This window comes from Pseudomonas medicaginis (genome assembly GCF_965119365.1).
Taxonomy (GTDB): domain Bacteria; phylum Pseudomonadota; class Gammaproteobacteria; order Pseudomonadales; family Pseudomonadaceae; genus Aquipseudomonas.
This window is the reverse complement of the sequence record NZ_OZ221631.1, coordinates 924,898-941,744: the sequence shown is the minus strand read 5'-3', so window position 1 is coordinate 941,744 and position 16,847 is coordinate 924,898. Positions and strand designations below refer to the sequence as shown.

The 16,847-nt window shown below is 62.7% G+C and carries 13 protein-coding genes; 5 read left to right on the top strand and 8 right to left on the bottom strand.

All coding sequences use genetic code 11. From position 1 onward, the window contains the following. Nucleotides 1-162 precede the first annotated feature (162 nt). Together amaA and amaB are read right to left on the bottom strand one after the other, a co-directional pair. Entirely contained in the window at nt 163-1,446 is a 1,284-nt protein-coding gene (gene amaA, locus ACMTA2_RS04085) for an L-pipecolate oxidase (RefSeq protein WP_413793822.1), read from the bottom strand. Nucleotides 1,447-1,615: 169 nt separating this feature from the next. After that, nucleotides 1,616-3,106 (bottom strand): L-piperidine-6-carboxylate dehydrogenase, encoded by a 1,491-nt coding sequence (gene amaB / locus ACMTA2_RS04080; protein ID WP_413793821.1) that lies wholly within the window; start codon nt 3,104-3,106, stop codon nt 1,616-1,618. A 168-nt stretch (nt 3,107-3,274) separates the two neighbouring features. Between amaB and ACMTA2_RS04075 the strand changes: the two genes are divergently transcribed. The 3 genes from ACMTA2_RS04075 (at nt 3,275) to nadE (ending at nt 6,504) form a co-directional block, all read left to right on the top strand. Continuing rightward, a complete protein-coding gene (locus ACMTA2_RS04075) occupies nt 3,275-4,183 on the top strand; it encodes a LysR family transcriptional regulator (RefSeq protein WP_413793820.1) in 909 nt (302 codons plus the stop codon). A gap of 264 nt (nt 4,184-4,447) precedes the next feature. Next, a complete protein-coding gene (gene pncB / locus ACMTA2_RS04070; protein WP_413793819.1) occupies nt 4,448-5,653 on the top strand; it encodes a nicotinate phosphoribosyltransferase in 1,206 nt (401 codons plus the stop codon). 23 nt (nt 5,654-5,676) lie between these two features. Further along, nucleotides 5,677-6,504 carry an NAD(+) synthase gene (nadE, locus tag ACMTA2_RS04065; protein WP_413793818.1) on the top strand — a complete coding sequence of 276 codons (828 nt, stop codon included), beginning with the start codon at nt 5,677-5,679 and terminating at the stop codon, nt 6,502-6,504. Between the two features lie 163 nt (nt 6,505-6,667). On the opposite strand, the gene azu is transcribed toward nadE, so the two are convergent. Then, a complete protein-coding gene (gene azu, locus ACMTA2_RS04060; RefSeq protein WP_413793817.1) occupies nt 6,668-7,114 on the bottom strand; it encodes an azurin in 447 nt (148 codons plus the stop codon). A 340-nt stretch (nt 7,115-7,454) separates the two neighbouring features. Between azu and ACMTA2_RS04055 the strand changes: the two genes are divergently transcribed. Together ACMTA2_RS04055 and ACMTA2_RS04050 are read left to right on the top strand one after the other, a co-directional pair. Beyond that, nucleotides 7,455-8,042: a cytokinin riboside 5'-monophosphate phosphoribohydrolase gene (locus ACMTA2_RS04055; RefSeq protein ID WP_413793816.1), complete on the top strand. Its 588-nt coding sequence runs from the start codon at nt 7,455-7,457 to the stop codon at nt 8,040-8,042. Between the two features lie 68 nt (nt 8,043-8,110). Continuing rightward, nucleotides 8,111-8,296 (top strand): hypothetical protein, encoded by a 186-nt coding sequence (locus tag ACMTA2_RS04050; protein WP_186707843.1) that lies wholly within the window; start codon nt 8,111-8,113, stop codon nt 8,294-8,296. 136 nt (nt 8,297-8,432) lie between these two features. Here ACMTA2_RS04050 and ACMTA2_RS04045 read toward each other — a convergent pair whose 3' ends face one another. The 5 genes from ACMTA2_RS04045 to ssp4 form a co-directional block, all read right to left on the bottom strand. Beyond that, nucleotides 8,433-9,326, bottom strand: coding sequence for a transglutaminase family protein (locus tag ACMTA2_RS04045; protein WP_413793815.1), 894 nt, complete (start codon nt 9,324-9,326; stop codon nt 8,433-8,435). Then, nucleotides 9,326-11,812, bottom strand: a complete 2,487-nt coding sequence (locus ACMTA2_RS04040; protein WP_413793814.1) for a circularly permuted type 2 ATP-grasp protein — start codon at nt 11,810-11,812, stop codon at nt 9,326-9,328. Before ACMTA2_RS04040 ends, ACMTA2_RS04045 begins: the two co-directional genes overlap by 1 nt. A 197-nt stretch (nt 11,813-12,009) precedes the next feature. Continuing rightward, entirely contained in the window at nt 12,010-15,294 is a 3,285-nt protein-coding gene (locus tag ACMTA2_RS04035; protein WP_413793813.1) for a transglutaminase family protein, read from the bottom strand. 165 nt (nt 15,295-15,459) lie between these two features. Beyond that, nucleotides 15,460-15,921, bottom strand: a complete 462-nt coding sequence (locus ACMTA2_RS04030) for a hypothetical protein (RefSeq protein WP_413793812.1) — start codon at nt 15,919-15,921, stop codon at nt 15,460-15,462. Continuing rightward, nucleotides 15,918-16,844: an Ssp4 family T6SS effector gene (gene ssp4, locus ACMTA2_RS04025; RefSeq protein ID WP_413793811.1), complete on the bottom strand. Its 927-nt coding sequence runs from the start codon at nt 16,842-16,844 to the stop codon at nt 15,918-15,920. The genes ACMTA2_RS04030 and ssp4 overlap by 4 nt, the downstream gene beginning before the upstream one ends. Nucleotides 16,845-16,847: the final 3 nt, after the last annotated feature.

Below are 16,847 nucleotides of genomic sequence, written 5' to 3'. Positions count from 1 at the left end.
GTGAGCCATCATTGCAACCATCACACGAAACGGCGTGCAACCACTGTGTAACAACCCACGTCACCGAACTGCACACTGCCGGTGCACGACTGCTACAACCCGCACCATAACAGGCTAGACGCTTCGCCGGAAAACGCGGCTTCCAGCAACAATTTTCAACACTCAAATCACGATCCGCAGGCACTGGCCCGCGTGATACAGCGAAAAACCCGCCTCATACAGGCAACTGCGCACCCCCACCCCGGCCAATGGCTGCACGGGTGCGAACGGGATCGGCAGGGCCTGGGCATTACCGTGACACAGGTAATCGGCGAACGCCTTGCCGACCACCGTGCCGGTGGTCACGCCCCGACCGTTATAGCCCGTCACGGCCACCAGCCCGGGGGCTGGTTCGAACAGGCGCATCAGGTGATCAGGGGTGAAGGCGATGCAACCGGTCCAGGTGCACGCCCACTCCACCGGCTTGAGATAAGGGAAATAATGCTGCTGCACCCGATCGGCCCAAGCCTTGAGGAACCAGGTCGGCTTGCGGTTGCCATTGCCCAGGCTGCCCAGCAGCAAACGACCGTCCTTGTCCCGACGAATGCTGCTCAACACCTGGCGGGTATCCCACGACCCCTGCCCACCTGGCAGGATGCGTTGGGCGGCCTCGTCGGTCAGCGGAACCGAGGCGACCTGATAGTAATAACCGGGAAAGAAATTGCGCCGCAGTTCGGTCCAGTCGCCCTCGGTGTAGGCGTTGGAGGCAATCACCACCTGCTCGGCCAGCACCGAACCCTGGGCAGTCTGCACCGACCAGCGCTGGCCTTGGCGCTCCAGGCGCGTCACCGGCGAGTGGTCGAACAACTGGCCGCCCAGGTCCGTGGCGGCCTTGGCCAACCCGCTGGTGTAGGCCATCGGGTTGAGCGTGCCGGCGCGACGGTCGAGCAGCGCCGCGGCGATCTTCGACGTGCCGGTCGCCTCGGCACAGGCCTGGCCAGTGAGCAACTCCACCGGGGCGCCACGGCGCTTCCATTGCGCTTCACGACTGCGCAGGTCGGCTTCGCCACGGGCGTTATGGGCCATGTGCAGGGTGCCTTCGCGGCGCAACTGGCAATCGATGTTGTATTTGTCGATGAGGCTGAACACCAAGGCCGGCGCGGCTCCCAGCATGCGGTTGAGCTGGCTGCCCACCGCCTCGCCAAACCCGGCCTCGATGTCATCCGGCGGGATCCACAGGCCCGCGTTGACCAACCCGACGTTACGCCCCGATCCGCCGTGCCCGGCCCGATGAGCCTCCAGTACAGCCACGCGCTTGCCCTGTTCGAGCAAGTGCACCGCCGCCGACAGCCCGGTGAAACCGGCGCCGATCACACAGACATCGACTGTGACTTCGCCGGTGAGCGCACTGTTTTCAGGCCTGTGCGGCGTCAGTTTTTCCCACAGACATTCTTCGCGTAACGGCATTGCCAGACTCCGAAAAAGAAACCTAACCATCACACCTTTTAGTGTGGGAGCGAGCTTGCTCGCGATAGCGGCGGCACATTCAACGACCATGTGACTGACAGACCGCTATCGCGAGCAAGCTCGCTCCCACAAAGGATCTCCACGAATTGAAGATCCGCCCCTAACAACCTCAGTCGAAGGTAATCCCCTGGGCCAACGGCAATTCCAACGAGTAGTTCACGGTGTTGGTCTGGCGGCGCATGTAACCGCGCCAGGCATCGGAACCGGATTCGCGACCGCCGCCGGTTTCTTTTTCGCCACCGAATGCGCCGCCGATTTCCGCGCCGCTCGGGCCGATGTTGACGTTGGCGATGCCGCAGTCGCTGCCCACGGCCGACATGAACTGCTCGGCTTCACGCACGTCGGTGGTGAAGATGCAGGACGACAGGCCCTGGGGCACGGCATTGTTCAGGTGCAAGGCCTCGGCAAAGTCTTTGTAGCCGACCACGTACAGGATCGGTGCGAAGGTCTCGTGACGCACCACATCACTCTGCTCGGGCATCTCGACGATGGCCGGCGAGACGTAATAGGCATTCGGAAACTGGTCTTCAAGCTGGCGCTGGCCACCAAACACGCGCCCGCCTTCGCTCAAGGCCTGCTCCAGCGCATCCTGCATGTTGTCGAAGCTGTGCTTGTCGATCAGCGGCCCGACCAGGTTGCCTTCCAGCGGATGGCCGATACGCACTTTCGAGTACGCAGCCTTGAGGCGGGTGACGATCTCTTCCTTCACCGACTCATGGGCAATCAATCGGCGCAGGGTGGTGCAACGCTGGCCGGCGGTGCCGACGGCGCTGAACAGGATGGCGCGCACGGCCATGTCCAGATCGGCGCTCGGCGCCAGGATCATGGCGTTGTTGCCCCCCAGCTCGAGGATGCTGCGGGCGAAACGCGCGGCGACTTTCGGCGCCACTTCACGGCCCATGCGGGTGCTGCCGGTGGCACTGATCAAGGCCACGCGCGGGTCATCCACCAGCGCTTCACCGGCATCGCGACCGCCAATGATCACCTGGCTCAGATACGGTGGTGCGTCGCTGAAGTTCTTCAGCACGCGCTCGAACAGCGCCTGGCAAGCCAAGGCGGTGAGGGGGGTCTTTTCCGAGGGTTTCCAGATCACCGCGTTGCCGCAGACCAGGGCCAGCGTGGTGTTCCAGGCCCAGACCGCGACGGGGAAGTTGAAGGCACTGATCACCCCGACCACCCCCAGCGGGTGCCAGGACTCACGCATGTGGTGGCCCGGACGCTCGGAAGCGATGGTCAGGCCGTACAGCTGGCGGGACAGGCCGACGGCGAAGTCGCAGATGTCGATCATCTCTTGCACTTCACCCAGGCCTTCCTGGGTGATCTTGCCGGCTTCCCACGACACCAGCTCGCCGAGGTCGGCCTTGTATTCACGCAGCAGGTCGCCGAATTGACGCACCAGCTCGCCGCGACGCGGGGCCGGCACCTGGCGCCACAGGTCGAAGGCGTGTTCGGCACGGCTGACCTGCTGCTCGACTTCAGCGGCGCCTTCCCAGTTCACGGCGCCGATGCGGTTGCCGTCGATGGGCGAATGCACCGGTTGAGTGCCGTTCTGGTACAGGGCCGAGTCGACACCGAGACGATCAAGCAATGCAGCAACCATGGAAAAACTCCTCACGCAGAAGACAAATAAGCGGCAGCCGGACGAAGACGGCTGATCAGGACTGTAGTTGTAGCTGGCGCGAGACTTGCCAACAAACGACCATTAAGCGAGATATCATTCCGTTTATTCATGCTGCCCAGGCAGAGCGACCGGAAACAAGACCTCATCATGCTCAACAAACGCTATTTGCCATCGATCACGGCGCTGCAATGCTTCGAAGCGGTGACGCGGCACTTGAGTTTCACCCGCGCAGCAGAAGAATTGCACCTGACCCAGAGCGCCGTCAGCAAGCAGGTCGCGCAACTGGAAGAACTGCTGCAACACCTGCTGTTCCGGCGCGTACGCCGACGCCTGCAACTGACGCCGGCCGGGGAGTTGTACCTGGGTGAAGTGCGAAAAATCCTTACGCAGGTGGAGATGTCTACCCATTACCTGCGTTCCTACGGCGGCGACACCGAAGTGCTGCGCGTCTCCACACCTCCGACCTTCGGCGCTCGCTGGCTGGTCCCGCGCCTGAAGGGCTGGCGACTGCGCCATCCGACGATTCATCTGGACCTGTGCAGCGAACAGGAGGCCGACGACTTGCTGCAAGGGCGCAGCGACCTGGCGTTCTATTTCGGCCAGGGCTCACGGCCCGGTTCCGAATCCCTGAAACTGTTTGGCGAAGAACTGGTACCGGTCTGCGCACCCGGCAGCCTGCCCGAGCGTCCCTTCAGCGACCCGACCCAGCTGGCCGACCTGGTCCTGCTGCAAAACGCCTCGCGTCCCCAGGCCTGGCACGACTGGTTCGACAGCCAGGGCTACCACACCGAACACAGCTACCACGGGCCGCGCTTCGAAACCTTCTACATGTGCATTCGCGCCGCCCAGGTCGGCTGCGGCGTGGCACTGCTGCCGCGCTTTCTGGTGGAAGAAGAACTGGCCGACGGCAAACTGGTCATCCCCTGGTCCCATGCGATGCCCAGCACCGACGCCTATTACCTGGCCTATCCGGAGCATTCGGCGGAAGTGCCCAAGGTGCGGTTTTTTGTGGAATGGATGCTGGAGCAGATCAAGAACGCGGATACACCGCAATAGCCGCTGCCCCCCCGTGGCGAGGGGATTTATCCCCGCTGGGCTGCGAAGCAGCCCCTGAAGCCAGGCAACCCCGGTTCATCAGGCAGATCGAGTGCTCAGTATTGGGGCTGCCGTGCAGCCCGGCGGGGATAAATCCCCTCGCCACAAAGACCCTGCGACCAAAAATCGCTGGCAATACCGCCTACCGATGTGCGCCACTACACCTTTCATCGAAACCGCTTTGCGACGCTGCCCGGCGCAGCGACCTGCCTGGAGACCTCCGCCATGAGCGAGAGCGTATTTGCCGATCGTATCGTGCAGAACCTGCTCGACACCGACTTCTACAAACTGACGATGATGCAGGCGGTGCTGCACAACTACCCCAACGTCGACGTCGAGTGGGAGTTTCGTTGCCGCAACAGCGAGGACCTGCGTCCTTACCTGGCGGAGATCCGCTTCCAGATCGAGCGACTGGCGGAACTCAGCCTGAGCGCCGACCAACTGGGCTTCCTGGAACGTATCAGCTTTCTCAAGCCGGATTTCCTGCGGTTCCTGGGGCTGTTTCGCTTCAACCTGCGCTACGTACACACCGGTATCGACAACGGCGAGTTGTTCATCCGCCTGCGCGGGCCGTGGCTGCACGTGATTCTGTTCGAAGTCCCGCTGCTGGCCATCGTCAGCGAAGTGCGCAATCGCTATCGCTACCGTGAAGTCGTCCTCGAGCAGGCCCGCGAGCAGCTGTATCGCAAGTTCGACTGGCTGAGCGCCAACGCCAGCGCCGACGAGTTGTCCGAACTGCAAGTCGCGGACTTTGGCACCCGTCGTCGGTTTTCCTTCCGCGTCCAGGAAGAAGTGGTCAACGTGCTCAAGCATGATTTCCCCGGGCGCTTCGTCGGCACCAGTAACGTCCACCTGTCCCGGGAGCTGGACATGAAACCCCTGGGCACCATGGCCCACGAGTGGATCATGGCCCACCAGCAACTGGGCCCGCGACTGATCGACAGCCAGATCGCCGCCCTCGATTGCTGGGTGCGCGAGTACCGGGGCCTGCTGGGGATCGCGCTCACCGACTGCATCACCATGGACGCCTTCCTCAAGGATTTCGATCTGTTCTTTGCCAAGCTGTTCGACGGCTTGCGCCATGACTCGGGCGACCCGGTGATCTGGGCTGAAAAAGCCATTGCCCACTACCACAAGCTGGGCATCGACCCGATGAGCAAGACCCTGGTGTTCTCCGATAGCCTGACATTGCCCAAATGCCTGGAGATTTTTCGAGCGTTGCGTGGTCGCATTAATGTCAGCTTCGGTATTGGCACCCACCTGACCTGCGACATTCCGGGTGTCGAGCCCATGAGCATCGTGCTTAAAATGATCAGCTGTGACGGGCAACCCGTGGCCAAGATTTCAGACGAGCCCGGCAAGACCCACTGCAAGGACCCGAATTTCGTCGCCTACATGCGACACGTTTTCCAAGTACCTGCCGCCCTTTGATACATCAAGCAAGGAGTGAATTCATGCAAGCCGTACAGCGTGAGATTGCTGGACAGCTCAAGGTCCAGCCACCGTTCGCCAATGACGCCGACCTCAAGGCCGAAATCGCCCGGCGAGTGAGCTTCATCCAGGATTGCCTGGTCAATTCCGGGCTCAAGTCCCTCGTGCTGGGCATCAGCGGGGGTGTCGACTCACTGACCGCCGGGCTGCTGGCCCAACGTGCCATGCGCGAACTGCGGGAGAAAACCGGTAACGCGGCCTATAAGTTCATCGCCGTGCGCCTGCCGTACGAAACCCAGTTCGACGAACATGAAGCGCAGGCCTGCGTGGACTTCATCGACCCCGACGAGCGCCATACCGTCAACATTGGCCCGGCGGTCAAGGCCTTGGCCGAGCAAGTGGCGGCGTTCGAAGGCAAGGCGGTGGTTTCGCGGGATTTCGTGTTGGGCAATACCAAGGCGCGGATGCGCATGGTGGCGCAGTACACCATCGCCGGCGCCGAGCAGGGCCTGGTGATTGGCACCGACCACGCAGCCGAAGCGGTCATGGGGTTCTTCACCAAGTTCGGTGACGGCGCCTGCGACCTGGCGCCATTGAGTGGTTTGGTGAAAAACCAGGTCCGGGCCATCGCCCGTGACTTTGGCGCGCCGGAGTCGCTGGTGGAAAAAATCCCCACCGCCGACCTTGAGGACCTGTCCCCAGGCAAGCCGGACGAAGCCTCCCACGGCGTGACCTACGCCGAGATCGACGCGTTCCTGCACGGCCAACCGATTCGCGAAGAGGCGGCCAGGATCATTTGCGACACCTATCGCAAGACCGAACACAAGCGGGTGATGCCCTACGCCCCGTGATCGCCCCTTGTGGGAGCGGGCTTGCTCGCGAAGACAGCGGCACAGTCAACATTGATGTCGATTGGCATATCGCCATCGCGAGCAAGCTCGCTCCCACAAGGAGCGGTTGCCTGGCATAAAAAAAGCGCCCTGCATGGGGCGCTTTTTTTGTACTTGAAATTGATCACTTCAGCGTGACGGTGCCTTTCATCATCGAGATATGACCCGGGAACGAGCAGAAGAAACCGTATTTTTCAGCGGCATCAAGTTTCGACACGTCGAAGGTCACCGAGTCCGTTTCCTTGGCGCCAATGAGCTTGGTGTGGGCGATGATGCGAGCATCACCTTCCGGCAGGTAGTTCTTGTCGATGCCTGCCGCCAAACCAGCCGTGGCAATCGGCTGCATATCAGCCTCTTTGCTCAGCACCCAGTTATGGCCCATGACGTTTTTCGGCAAGCTGCCCGAATGCGTCAGCTCAACGGTGAACGTCTTGCAGCTCTTGTCGATCTCAATGGCCTTGGTGCTGAAGGACATCTGGTCGGTCGAGTCGATGGTGGTCTTGCACTCCGCTGCCATCAGTTGGCTGCTGGCCAGCGTCAACAGGGATACTGCAACAAGTTTGGCAAACATTGTGAATCTCCAAGGCATGGTTAACAAAAATCCGTCAAAGGGAAAGAGTGCCTGACTTTGCGGCAAGTTCCTATGACCTGAGTCAAAGATTGTATACAACTTAAGGCTATCAACCTGATGGATAGAATCAACCAGCCAGAAGGATAACGCGCACCTATGATCACTCCATCACCTCCTGGAGCGATCGCCATGAACCTCAATAGCCTGTTGTGCAGCTTGCTCGCCGCCTACGCCTGTGGCGCCAGCGGCACCTATGAAAAACCCCGGCACGAGGTTTAAGTCCTTTGCGCGGCCTGGGCCAGGCTTTACTCTGATGCGGTGACTGACCTCGGAGTAAAGCATGTCCATCGCGTCTGTTTGTGTATTTTGTGGCGCCAGCACTGGCACCGACCCAGCGTATCGTGAAGCGGCGCAGACCCTCGGGCGGGCGTTGGCGGAACGAAAATTGACCCTGGTCTACGGCGGCGGTGCGGTCGGCCTGATGGGAATCGTCGCCGATGCGGCCCTGGCCGCCGGCGGCGAAGTCATCGGCGTCATCCCGCAAAGCCTGAAGGACAAGGAAATCGGCCACAGCGGCCTGACCCGCCTGGAAGTGGTGGACGGCATGCACGCCCGCAAGGCACGCATGGCTGAACTCAGCGATGCCTTCATCGCCCTGCCCGGCGGCCTCGGCACGCTGGAGGAATTGTTCGAAGTCTGGACCTGGGGCCAGCTCGGCTACCACGGCAAACCGCTGGGGCTACTGGAAGTGAACGGTTTCTACAGCAAACTCACCGCGTTTCTCGATCATATCGTCGGCGAAGGCTTCGTCCGCACGCCCCATCGTGACATGCTGCAAGTGAGCGAATCCGCGCAGAACCTGCTCGATGCCCTGGACGAATGGCAACCGTCCGTACAACCAAAGTGGGCCGAACAAAAACCCAGCTAACGGCTCGACCCCGATACAGGGCAGAATATGCGCCGCTCAACCTCACCTTCGACCCCAGAGGATCGCCCATGGCCAAACCCAATTATTCCTTCGCCAAACGTCAGAGAGACTTGGCCAAGGAGCAGAAGAAAGAGGAAAAGCTGCAGCGCAAGAAAGCAACCGCCGATGAAGCGGCACTGAACCCCGATGCCGAAGGCGAAGTGGCGGCAGACGATGATGTAGATGCACCGAAAGATCAGGCCCCCGACGCCTGAGGTCTCCAGGGCCCGATGATCCGATCCACACGGTGGGAGCGAGCTTGCTCGCGATAGCGAATTAACAGTCAACCTCCTCGTTGGCTGACACGACGTTATCGCGAGCGGGCTCGCTCCCACAGTGTTCACACAGCGTTCATGATTCCAACGGCATCACCGTCACCCGCACCTCGGGATCATGGGCACCGCCGCCCAGGATCACCCCGCGCAACGGCGACACGTCGGAAAAGTCCCGGCCCCAGGCCAGGGTGATGTGTTCCAGGGCGGGCTGCACGTTGTTGGTCGGATCGAAATCCACCCAACCCAACACCGGGCAATACACCGAGACCCAGGCGTGGGACGCATCGGCGCCAATCAGCCGTGGCTGGCCGGGCGGTGGCTGGGTCAGCAGGTAGCCGCTGACGTAACGCGCCGCCAAGCCGCGAGAGCGCACGCAAGCCAACATCAGGTGGGCAAAGTCCTGGCACACCCCCCGCCGCCGCTCCAGCACCTCCACCAGCGGCGTTGCCACCTGGGTCGCCTCCGCATCGAAGGTGAATTCCTCGAAGATCTTTTCCATCAGTGCTCGAACACCGGCCATCAACGGACGCCCCGGCGTAAAGCAGCTTTCGGAAAACTCGACGAAGCTGCGCTTGAGGTGCACATACGGTGACTCGAAACGGTAACGACACGCCTCCAGCAGTGGCGCCGCCAGGGGCCGCCCCGTGTAGGTCAGTGCGTTGCAGGTCGACTCCCAGGCCGGGGACAAGTTGAAGTCCAGCTCGGGGCGGGCCAGCACCTCGACGCTCAGGCGGGCATTGACCAGCAACTCGTCATGGGGCCGTTCAAAGGCCAGGCGGGTCAGCGGGTTGCCGAACACATCCAGCTCATCGCGCCGGGTGGTCGGTTCCGGACTGATCAGTAACTGCTGCTCGGTGCAACGCTGCCAGTCACAGGCCCGTGGCCACAGGTGGGCGAGCTGCTGGGCCAGGGACACCGGGCTGTCGTAGTGGTAATGAGTGTCGTGGAGGATCTGGTAACGAGCGTTCATCAGACGGATACCGTACGTTGGCTGACGTCATCGACGTGGGCGAAATGACGCAAGGCCAGGCGGTCGGACACCTGGCCACTGGCATCGGCCACGTCCTGCAACAGGTCGGCCAGCCCATCGAGTGCGGCGCGCAGGCTGGCTTCACCGAACAAGGGGTTTTCCAGGCAACGCAGGTCAAAGCGTGACAGACGTGCGACCAGGTCCGGCAAGGCGGTTTCCCTGGGCGCGGCAAAATCATCGTTCAAGCGCTTGAGGGTGCGGGCCACCAGCTTCAATTGGAAGAGCACCGCGTGAGGGTTCTGTTCGTCCAGCAGCAACAAGTCCAGCACCGGGATCAACTGGGCCACCGCCAAATAACGCGAGCGGTAGGTGATGCTGCTGTTGCCCAGTTCCAATAACCACTCCAGCCCCTCCTGATCGAACACCGCATCGCTGCGCAGAAACGCCGCCAGGCTGCTGCTGAGAAACTGCAGGCGCTCCAGGCGCCGACCGATCATCAGGAAGCGCCAGCCTTCGTCTCGGGTCATATCGTCCAGGGCGAACCCGGACAACGCCGCCAGAGACATCACCAGCCGATTGAGGAAATCCAGCAACTCGCCGAAATCCGCTTCCTCGGTTTCCAGCTCCATGGCTTCGCGCTGCAATTCCACCAGCGCCTGCCAATTCTCCCGGGACAACTTGCCGCGCACCTGCGAGGCGGCCCACTGCAAGCGCTGCAGGTTGGAGCGCAGGCTGAACGACCAGTCGTCCCCCAGCAGCGCCGCCAGCAAACGCTCGGGCAACTCGCCCTCTTCGGGCAATAGCATCAGGCTTTCGCCCAAGGCCACCGCCGACTCCAAGGCCTGCGGATCATCGCCATCGACATAACGCGCCAGCATGATCCGCAGCAACCGTGCGCTGCCATCGCACCGCTCGCAGTAGCGGCCGAACCAGAACAGGTTTTCCACCACCCGCGAAGGCAAGTACGGATCACGTCGGACCAGGTCATGGACACCCACGGTGCGCTGGGCCTTCCATTGTTCACCGCCGGGCGCCTGCTCTCCCAGCACCCAGGTGTCCTTGCTGGCGCCACCGCGCTGCATCGACACCACCTCGGCGTCGGCCTCGGCGGCCACGCGGGTCAGGCCGCCCGGAAGCACCCGGTAATCGTCCTTGCCGGCCACTGCATACATGCGCATGCCAATCGCCCGGGGCTGGATTTGCCCATCTTCGGCCTGCCAGACCGGCGCCTGGGACAGTTGCGCCAGTTCCTGGGCGACGTAGGCATAGGGCCGCGCCTGCATGCGCGCCGCCAATTGGCCGCGCTGCGCCTCGCTCAAGTCGCGCCCGAACACAGGGCTGAAACTCTGGGAAGGAAATGCCGGCTTGATCAATAGTTGCGGCAATTTTTCCAGGGCCTGGGCCAGCACCGGCGGCTCACCGCACCACCAGGTGGCGATGGACGGCAGCAGCAGTTCTTCGCCGAACAGGTACTGGTTGATCTTGGGCAGGAATCCCAGGAGGCCCGGCGACTCCAGCACGCCACTGCCCAGGGCATTGGCCACCAGCACCCGGCCCTGGCGCACGGCTTCGAGCAACCCTGGCACGCCGAGGGCCGAATCGGTGCGCAGCTCCAGGGGGTCGCAGAAATCATCGTCGAGCCGACGCATGATGGCGTGGACCCGGCGCAGGCCACTGAGGGTCTTGAGGTAGACCGTGGCGTCACGAACGGTCAGGTCGCCCCCTTCCACCAGCGGGTAGCCCAATTGGCGCGCCAGGTAAAGATGTTCGAAATAGCTTTCGTTGAACCGACCCGGCGTCAACAGCACCACCAGTGGCGACTCTCCGTCGCTGGGCGCCTGTCGCGCCAGGGTTTCCTGCAAGGTGCGGAAAAAACCGGACAGGTGCCGCACCTTCAGGTCGCGATACAAGTCGGGAAACGCGCGGGATACGATCGTGCGGTTTTCCAGCGCATAACCAGCCCCCGACGGCGCCTGGGTCCGGTCCGCCGTGACCCACCAGCGGCCATCCGGCGTGCGCGCCAGATCCACGGCGTACAAGTGCAGGAAACTGCCATCCGGCGGCGCAATGCCTTGGCAGGGCCAGAGGAAATTGTTGTGCCCGAACACCAGCTCCGCCGGCAACAGCCCTTCGCTGACCAGCCGCTGCGGCCCATACAGGTCGGCCAGCACCGCATTGAGCAGGCGCGCGCGCTGGGCGATCCCGGCTGACAGATGCTTCCATTCCTGCGGGTCGATTACATGGGGCAGCAGGTCCAGTTCCCACGGCCGGTCGGCGCCTTTTGGGTCTGCGTAGACGTTATAGGTCACGCCGTTTTCCTGGATCTGCCGGGCCAGCAGGGCCTGGCGCTGGAGCAACTGGGCAGGCGAACTGCGCTGCAACTGGTCGAACAACCGCCGCCAGTGCGCGCGTACCGCACCGCTGTCGTCCAGCAATTCGTGATAGGTGCCCGTCGTCAGCGGGTAACGGTCAAGCAGGTCAGGCATGGAAAGCTCGGCAGACGGCAATGAAAGGTGAGACTAGCGCAGCGCGTGGCGCCCGGATAGCGGAGTTTGGACCGGAACATGACGACGGTGGCGAGGCAGCAGACTCCAATTGCCTGACACACCGGGTCGTCAGGTTTCAGGGCCGCTGCGCAGCCCCGCGGCAGCAAGCGCACTCGCCACGGGGTTCGCTTACCTCTTTAACGCCCCTGGAACCGGCGCAGATCGAGCGTGAGTGGAAACTCGTCATCCACGGCCAGGCTCGGGATCGGCAGCTTCCCAGGCGTGTGTCCGAGACGGAAGAAACGCGCCATGCGCCGGCTCTCGGCCTCGTTGGCATTCACCGGCAGGCTGTCATAGTTGCGCCCGCCCGGATGAGCCACGTGATACTGGCAGCCGCCCACGGAGCGTTGCATCCAGGTGTCGAGCACATCGAAGACCAGCGGCGCATGCACCGGGATGGTCGGTTGCAGGCAGTTGGCCGGTTGCCAGGCGCGGAAACGCACCCCGGCGACGAACTCGCCGACCCGACCGGTGGGTTGCAACGGCACCGGCACGCCATTGCAGGTCAGCAGGTAGCGTTGCGGCGCCAGGCCGCTGAGCTTGACCTGCAAACGCTCCAGGGAGGAATCCACATAGCGCACGGTGCCCCCCACCGCGCCCTCTTCCCCCAGCACGTGCCAAGGCTCGAGGGCTTGGCGCAATTGCAGTTCGATGCCACTGACCGCGTAATCGCCCACCTTGGGGAAACGGAACTCCAGATGCGCGGCGAACCACTCGGCCCGCAGCGGGTAGCCAGCAGCGTTCAGTTCGTGGATGACGTCGGCAAAATCCTGCTCGATAAAGTGCGGCAACAGGAAACGGTCATGCAGCTCAGTGCCCCAGCGCGCCAGCTTCGCCGGTGCGTAAGGCTCTCGCCAGAACCGCGCCACCAGCGCCCGCAGCAGTAATTGCTGGGCCAGGCTCATGCGGGCGTGGGGTGGCATCTCGAACGCACGCAACTCCAACAGGCCAAGACGCCCGGTGGCGCCGTCCGGAGAGTAGAGCTTGTCGATGCAGAATTCGGCACGGTGCGTATTGCCCGTGACGTCGATCAACAGGTTGCGCAGCAAGCGATCCACCAACCACGGCGGGCACTCTTCGCCGGGCTGTGGCATTTGCGCGAAAGCGATTTCCAGTTCGTACAAGGCGTCGTTGCGCGCCTCGTCCACGCGGGGCGCCTGGGAGGTCGGGCCGATGAACAACCCGGAAAACAGGTAGGACAACGACGGGTGGTTATGCCAGTAACTGATCAGGCTGCGCAGCAAGTCGGGACGCCGCAGGAACGGTGAGTCAGCCGGTGTCGCGCCCCCCAGTACGAAATGGTTCCCGCCGCCGGTGCCGGTGTGCCGGCCGTCGATCATGAATTTTTCGGTGGTCAGGCGGGTCTGTCGCGCCTCTTCGTATAAAAACTCTGTGCGCTCGACCAACTCATCCCAGGTCGCCGAGGGTTGCACGTTGACCTCGATCACACCCGGGTCGGGGGTGATACGGAAATTGCTCAGACGCGGGTCGCTCGGCGGCTCGTAGCCTTCCAACAGCACCGGACAGCGCAGTTCCTCAGCCGTCGCCTCAATGGCGCTGACCAGCTCCAGGTAATCCTCGACCCGCTCCAGCGGCGGCATGAACAGGTAGAGTCGACCATCGCGGGCCTCGGCACAGAAGGCGGTGCGGGTCAGCCAGTCGGCGGATTTGTCGATCTGTGGGACACGCTCCTGCTCGGCGGCCGGCTCGCCGTGACGCGCCAGTTCCTCGGTGCCGGGCAGTTCGGGCAAGTCCTGGTTCGGGTCGGTGGGGTGGATGAACGGGTATTCGGCCGCCGTCACCCAAGGCTGGGACGCCAGCGGCAAGCGATAGCCCAGGGGCGAATCCCCCGGCACCAGGCGGCAGTGGTTATCCCGCAGGTACCAGCGACCGCTTTGCCATTGATCCCCCTTGGCGGTGCGGGCCAACGGCAGGACCTGGCCGATCACTTTATCCAGGCCCTGGCTGAAGACCTTGCGCAACCGCGCACGCTCCAGGGCGTCCTCCAGGCGTGGGTCTTCGGCCGTGACATTCGAAGGCAATGCCCCTTCGCGCCAGAGGTAATAGAAGTTGTCTTCGTAGGCCGGAAACACAAACCGTGTAGGGATTTTCAAGCGCTCGGCAACGCTCGCCAGGAAGCGCCCAGCCAGTTCGCCATCGGCGCCGTAGTCCTCCTGCTCATCGGCAATCAACGCGCTGTTGTGCCAGATCGGCACCCCGTCGCGCCGCCAATAGCAGTTGAGCGACCAGCGCGGCAATTGCTCGCCGGGGTACCACTTGCCCTGGCCGAAATGCACCAGCCCCTTGGGCGCATAGTGATTGCGCATGCGCTGGAACAGCTCGGCGGAGAGCCGGCGTTTATCCGGCCCGAGTGCCGCGGTGTTCCACTCGGCACCGTCCGGGTCATCGATGGAGACAAAAGTCGGTTCGCCCCCCATGGTCAGGCGCACGTCGCCCTCCAACAGGTCGGCATCGATCTGGCGCCCCAGTGCCTGGATCGCCAGCCACTGTGCGTCGGTGTAAGGCTTGGTCACCCGCGGCGCTTCCCAGACCCGCTCGACGGACATTTCGTGGCTGAACTCACACTCGCAAGGCTCCACCAAACCACTGATCGGGGCCGCCGAGGACGGATCGGGACTGCACGCCAACGGGATGTGGCCTTCACCGGCGAACAACCCGGACGTCGCATCCAGGCCGATCCAACCGGCACCGGGCAGGTAGACCTCGCACCAGGCATGCAGGTCGGTGAAGTCCACGTCAGTGCCGGACGGGCCATCGAGGCTTTTTACGTCGGCGGTCAACTGGATCAGGTAACCGGAAACGAAACGCGCGGCCAAGCCGAGGTTGCGCAACAACTGCACCAACAGCCAGGCCGAGTCGCGGCACGAGCCGGACGCGTGCTCAAGGGTGTGCTCCGGGGTCTGCACGCCCGGCTCCATGCGAATCAGGTAGTTGATGTCTTCGCTCAGGCGCTGGTTGAGCGCCACCAAAAAATCCACCGCCGGCAACGGCGTGCGGTCGATGCCGTCCAGATAGGCCTGGAATTTCGGCGTCAACGGCAGGGTTTCAAGGTAGGGCGCCAGCTCCTTGCGCTCATCGGCCGCGTAGGCGAAGGGGATCTTCTCGGCGTAGGGTTCGAGAAAGAAGTCGAATGGATTGAACACTGCCATTTCCGCCAGCAAATCGACTTCGATCCGCATCTCCCGGGTTTTCTCGGGAAACACCAGCCGCGCCAGGTAATTGCCCTGGGGATCCTGCTGCCAGTTGATGAAATGCTGCTCTGGCGAAACCTTCAGCGCATAGGAAAGAATCCGTGTACGGCTGTGGGCCGCCGGGCGCAGGCGAACGATCTGCGGGCCGAGTTCGACCGCGCGGTCGTAGCGGTAATGCGTGACGTGATGCAATGCGACATGGATCGACACGACGTGCCTCCTGCGAGCCTGGGCGTTATCGAAAGCGGCGCAAGACTTATGCCATGCAGGCAGGCCGGACACTTTCTTTGTCTACTCAAGGCAGTAGAGCACTAAAAACGCGCGATGCCCGAATTCATCTGCAAAGCCATGCACATAAATGCGGCGCGAATCGACTCAGCGACGTGGGCGTGAGGCCTTGGCGGCCTGGATGATCAGCGCGCGTTGGTGGCGGATCTCGACGAGTTTGCTGCGCATTTCCCGATGACGCTTGCTGTTGAGCAGTAACAGCCCCAGCAGTGGCAACAGCACAGCGAATAGATACACGCCCCGATGCGCGCCATAAGCGAACGTCGGCAGCACCGCCGCCAGACAGGCCAGGAAATACCCCGCCACCCACCAGACCGCCCAGGCGCGCCCGCGAGCGATCAAGAGATTGCCCAGGACCAGGACGAGCACCAGGGCCAACGTGCCGAACCCGACATAGTCGGTCCTGGCTGACGGTTCCAGGGCACGCCAATAAGTGGTCCCGGCCAACACAAGCAGCGTGGACCCGGAAAAGCAGCCCAGCAGGATGGTCCCCATGAACACCGGAAAATAACGGGCGAGGAATGGCTTCAGCGATCCGCCCCCGATCATTCCGTGAACTCCTCGTACAGCCCGACGGCAACCGTCTTCACGGCGCCATCGCCGGTATAACTGCCAATGACCCCCAGCGCGCCTCCGAGGGAGTCCTTTATCTGCGTCAGCGTCGCATGCCTGATTTGCGCTGAAGAATAACGTTTGGGCAAGGCTCCCGCGCGTTGCTGCAGCTTGAGCAGCTTCGCGGTCAGGCTCGGGTCCTTGAGCGTCAACAGCTCCTTGGTCAGCTTGCTGCGCTCCTGCCGATTCAGCCCCTTGAGCAACTGATACCAACTCTTTCCAGTGGCAGCCGCCTTGTTGGCCTTGAGCAGCCGGACAGTCGTCAGAGCCGAGCCACCGACCCCCACCAGGGAAACCCCGTCAAGGATCGGCGACACGATGTTGTACCAGTCGGCGTCGTTCATCTCATCGTTGCCCGTCGGATTGGTCAGCTCATTGGCCACCCGCATCCCGCCAATGACGCATTGCGCGGTACTGGCCGTCGCGGCAGCGGCGCCCAGGGCAACGACAAAAGCACTTGCCCCCGCCGTAAAGGGCACCGCGACGCTGCCACTGAACACCACCACCCAACCGATCACCGCGGCGACACAGGACAAGCCGGCATTGGATGCTTCAAGTCCGAGCTTGGACTCGCGGGGGCTGCTTTTGACCTGATCGATGAACTGCTGCGGCGCGATGTATTTTTTCGCCTCGCGCAGAATGATGCGCTTGGGCGCGATGCTGCAAATCGGCTTGAACTCGCGCAGGGTCACGACGTTGTATTCGGAATCGACATACACCACCCCCGCCCCGGCAATGCCAGGATCGGCGTCAATGGCAGCAAACAGGCGCGGCAGGTTGATCTGGCTTTCGATGCGTTTGCGGGCCATGAACTGGGAAAAGCTCAGGTCCATGCCGATGCCCGTTGTAGCGCTGCCCATATG

Excerpts from the sequence above, each read along its gene's own strand:
- pncB (WP_413793819.1), top strand. The coding sequence starts at position 4,448 with ATGAGCGAGAGCGTATTTGCCGATCGTATCGTGCAGAACCTGCTCGAC.
- amaB (WP_413793821.1), bottom strand. The coding sequence starts at position 3,106 with ATGGTTGCTGCATTGCTTGATCGTCTCGGTGTCGACTCGGCCCTGTAC.
- ACMTA2_RS04045 (WP_413793815.1), bottom strand. The coding sequence starts at position 9,326 with ATGAACGCTCGTTACCAGATCCTCCACGACACTCATTACCACTACGAC.
- azu (WP_413793817.1), bottom strand. The coding sequence starts at position 7,114 with ATGTTTGCCAAACTTGTTGCAGTATCCCTGTTGACGCTGGCCAGCAGC.
- ssp4 (WP_413793811.1), bottom strand. The coding sequence starts at position 16,844 with ATGGGCAGCGCTACAACGGGCATCGGCATGGACCTGAGCTTTTCCCAG.
- ACMTA2_RS04030 (WP_413793812.1), bottom strand. The coding sequence starts at position 15,921 with ATGATCGGGGGCGGATCGCTGAAGCCATTCCTCGCCCGTTATTTTCCG.
- ACMTA2_RS04055 (WP_413793816.1), top strand. The coding sequence starts at position 7,455 with ATGTCCATCGCGTCTGTTTGTGTATTTTGTGGCGCCAGCACTGGCACC.
- ACMTA2_RS04075 (WP_413793820.1), top strand. The coding sequence starts at position 3,275 with ATGCTCAACAAACGCTATTTGCCATCGATCACGGCGCTGCAATGCTTC.
- nadE (WP_413793818.1), top strand. The coding sequence starts at position 5,677 with ATGCAAGCCGTACAGCGTGAGATTGCTGGACAGCTCAAGGTCCAGCCA.
- ACMTA2_RS04050 (WP_186707843.1), top strand. The coding sequence starts at position 8,111 with ATGGCCAAACCCAATTATTCCTTCGCCAAACGTCAGAGAGACTTGGCC.
- ACMTA2_RS04040 (WP_413793814.1), bottom strand. The coding sequence starts at position 11,812 with ATGCCTGACCTGCTTGACCGTTACCCGCTGACGACGGGCACCTATCAC.
- amaA (WP_413793822.1), bottom strand. The coding sequence starts at position 1,446 with ATGCCGTTACGCGAAGAATGTCTGTGGGAAAAACTGACGCCGCACAGG.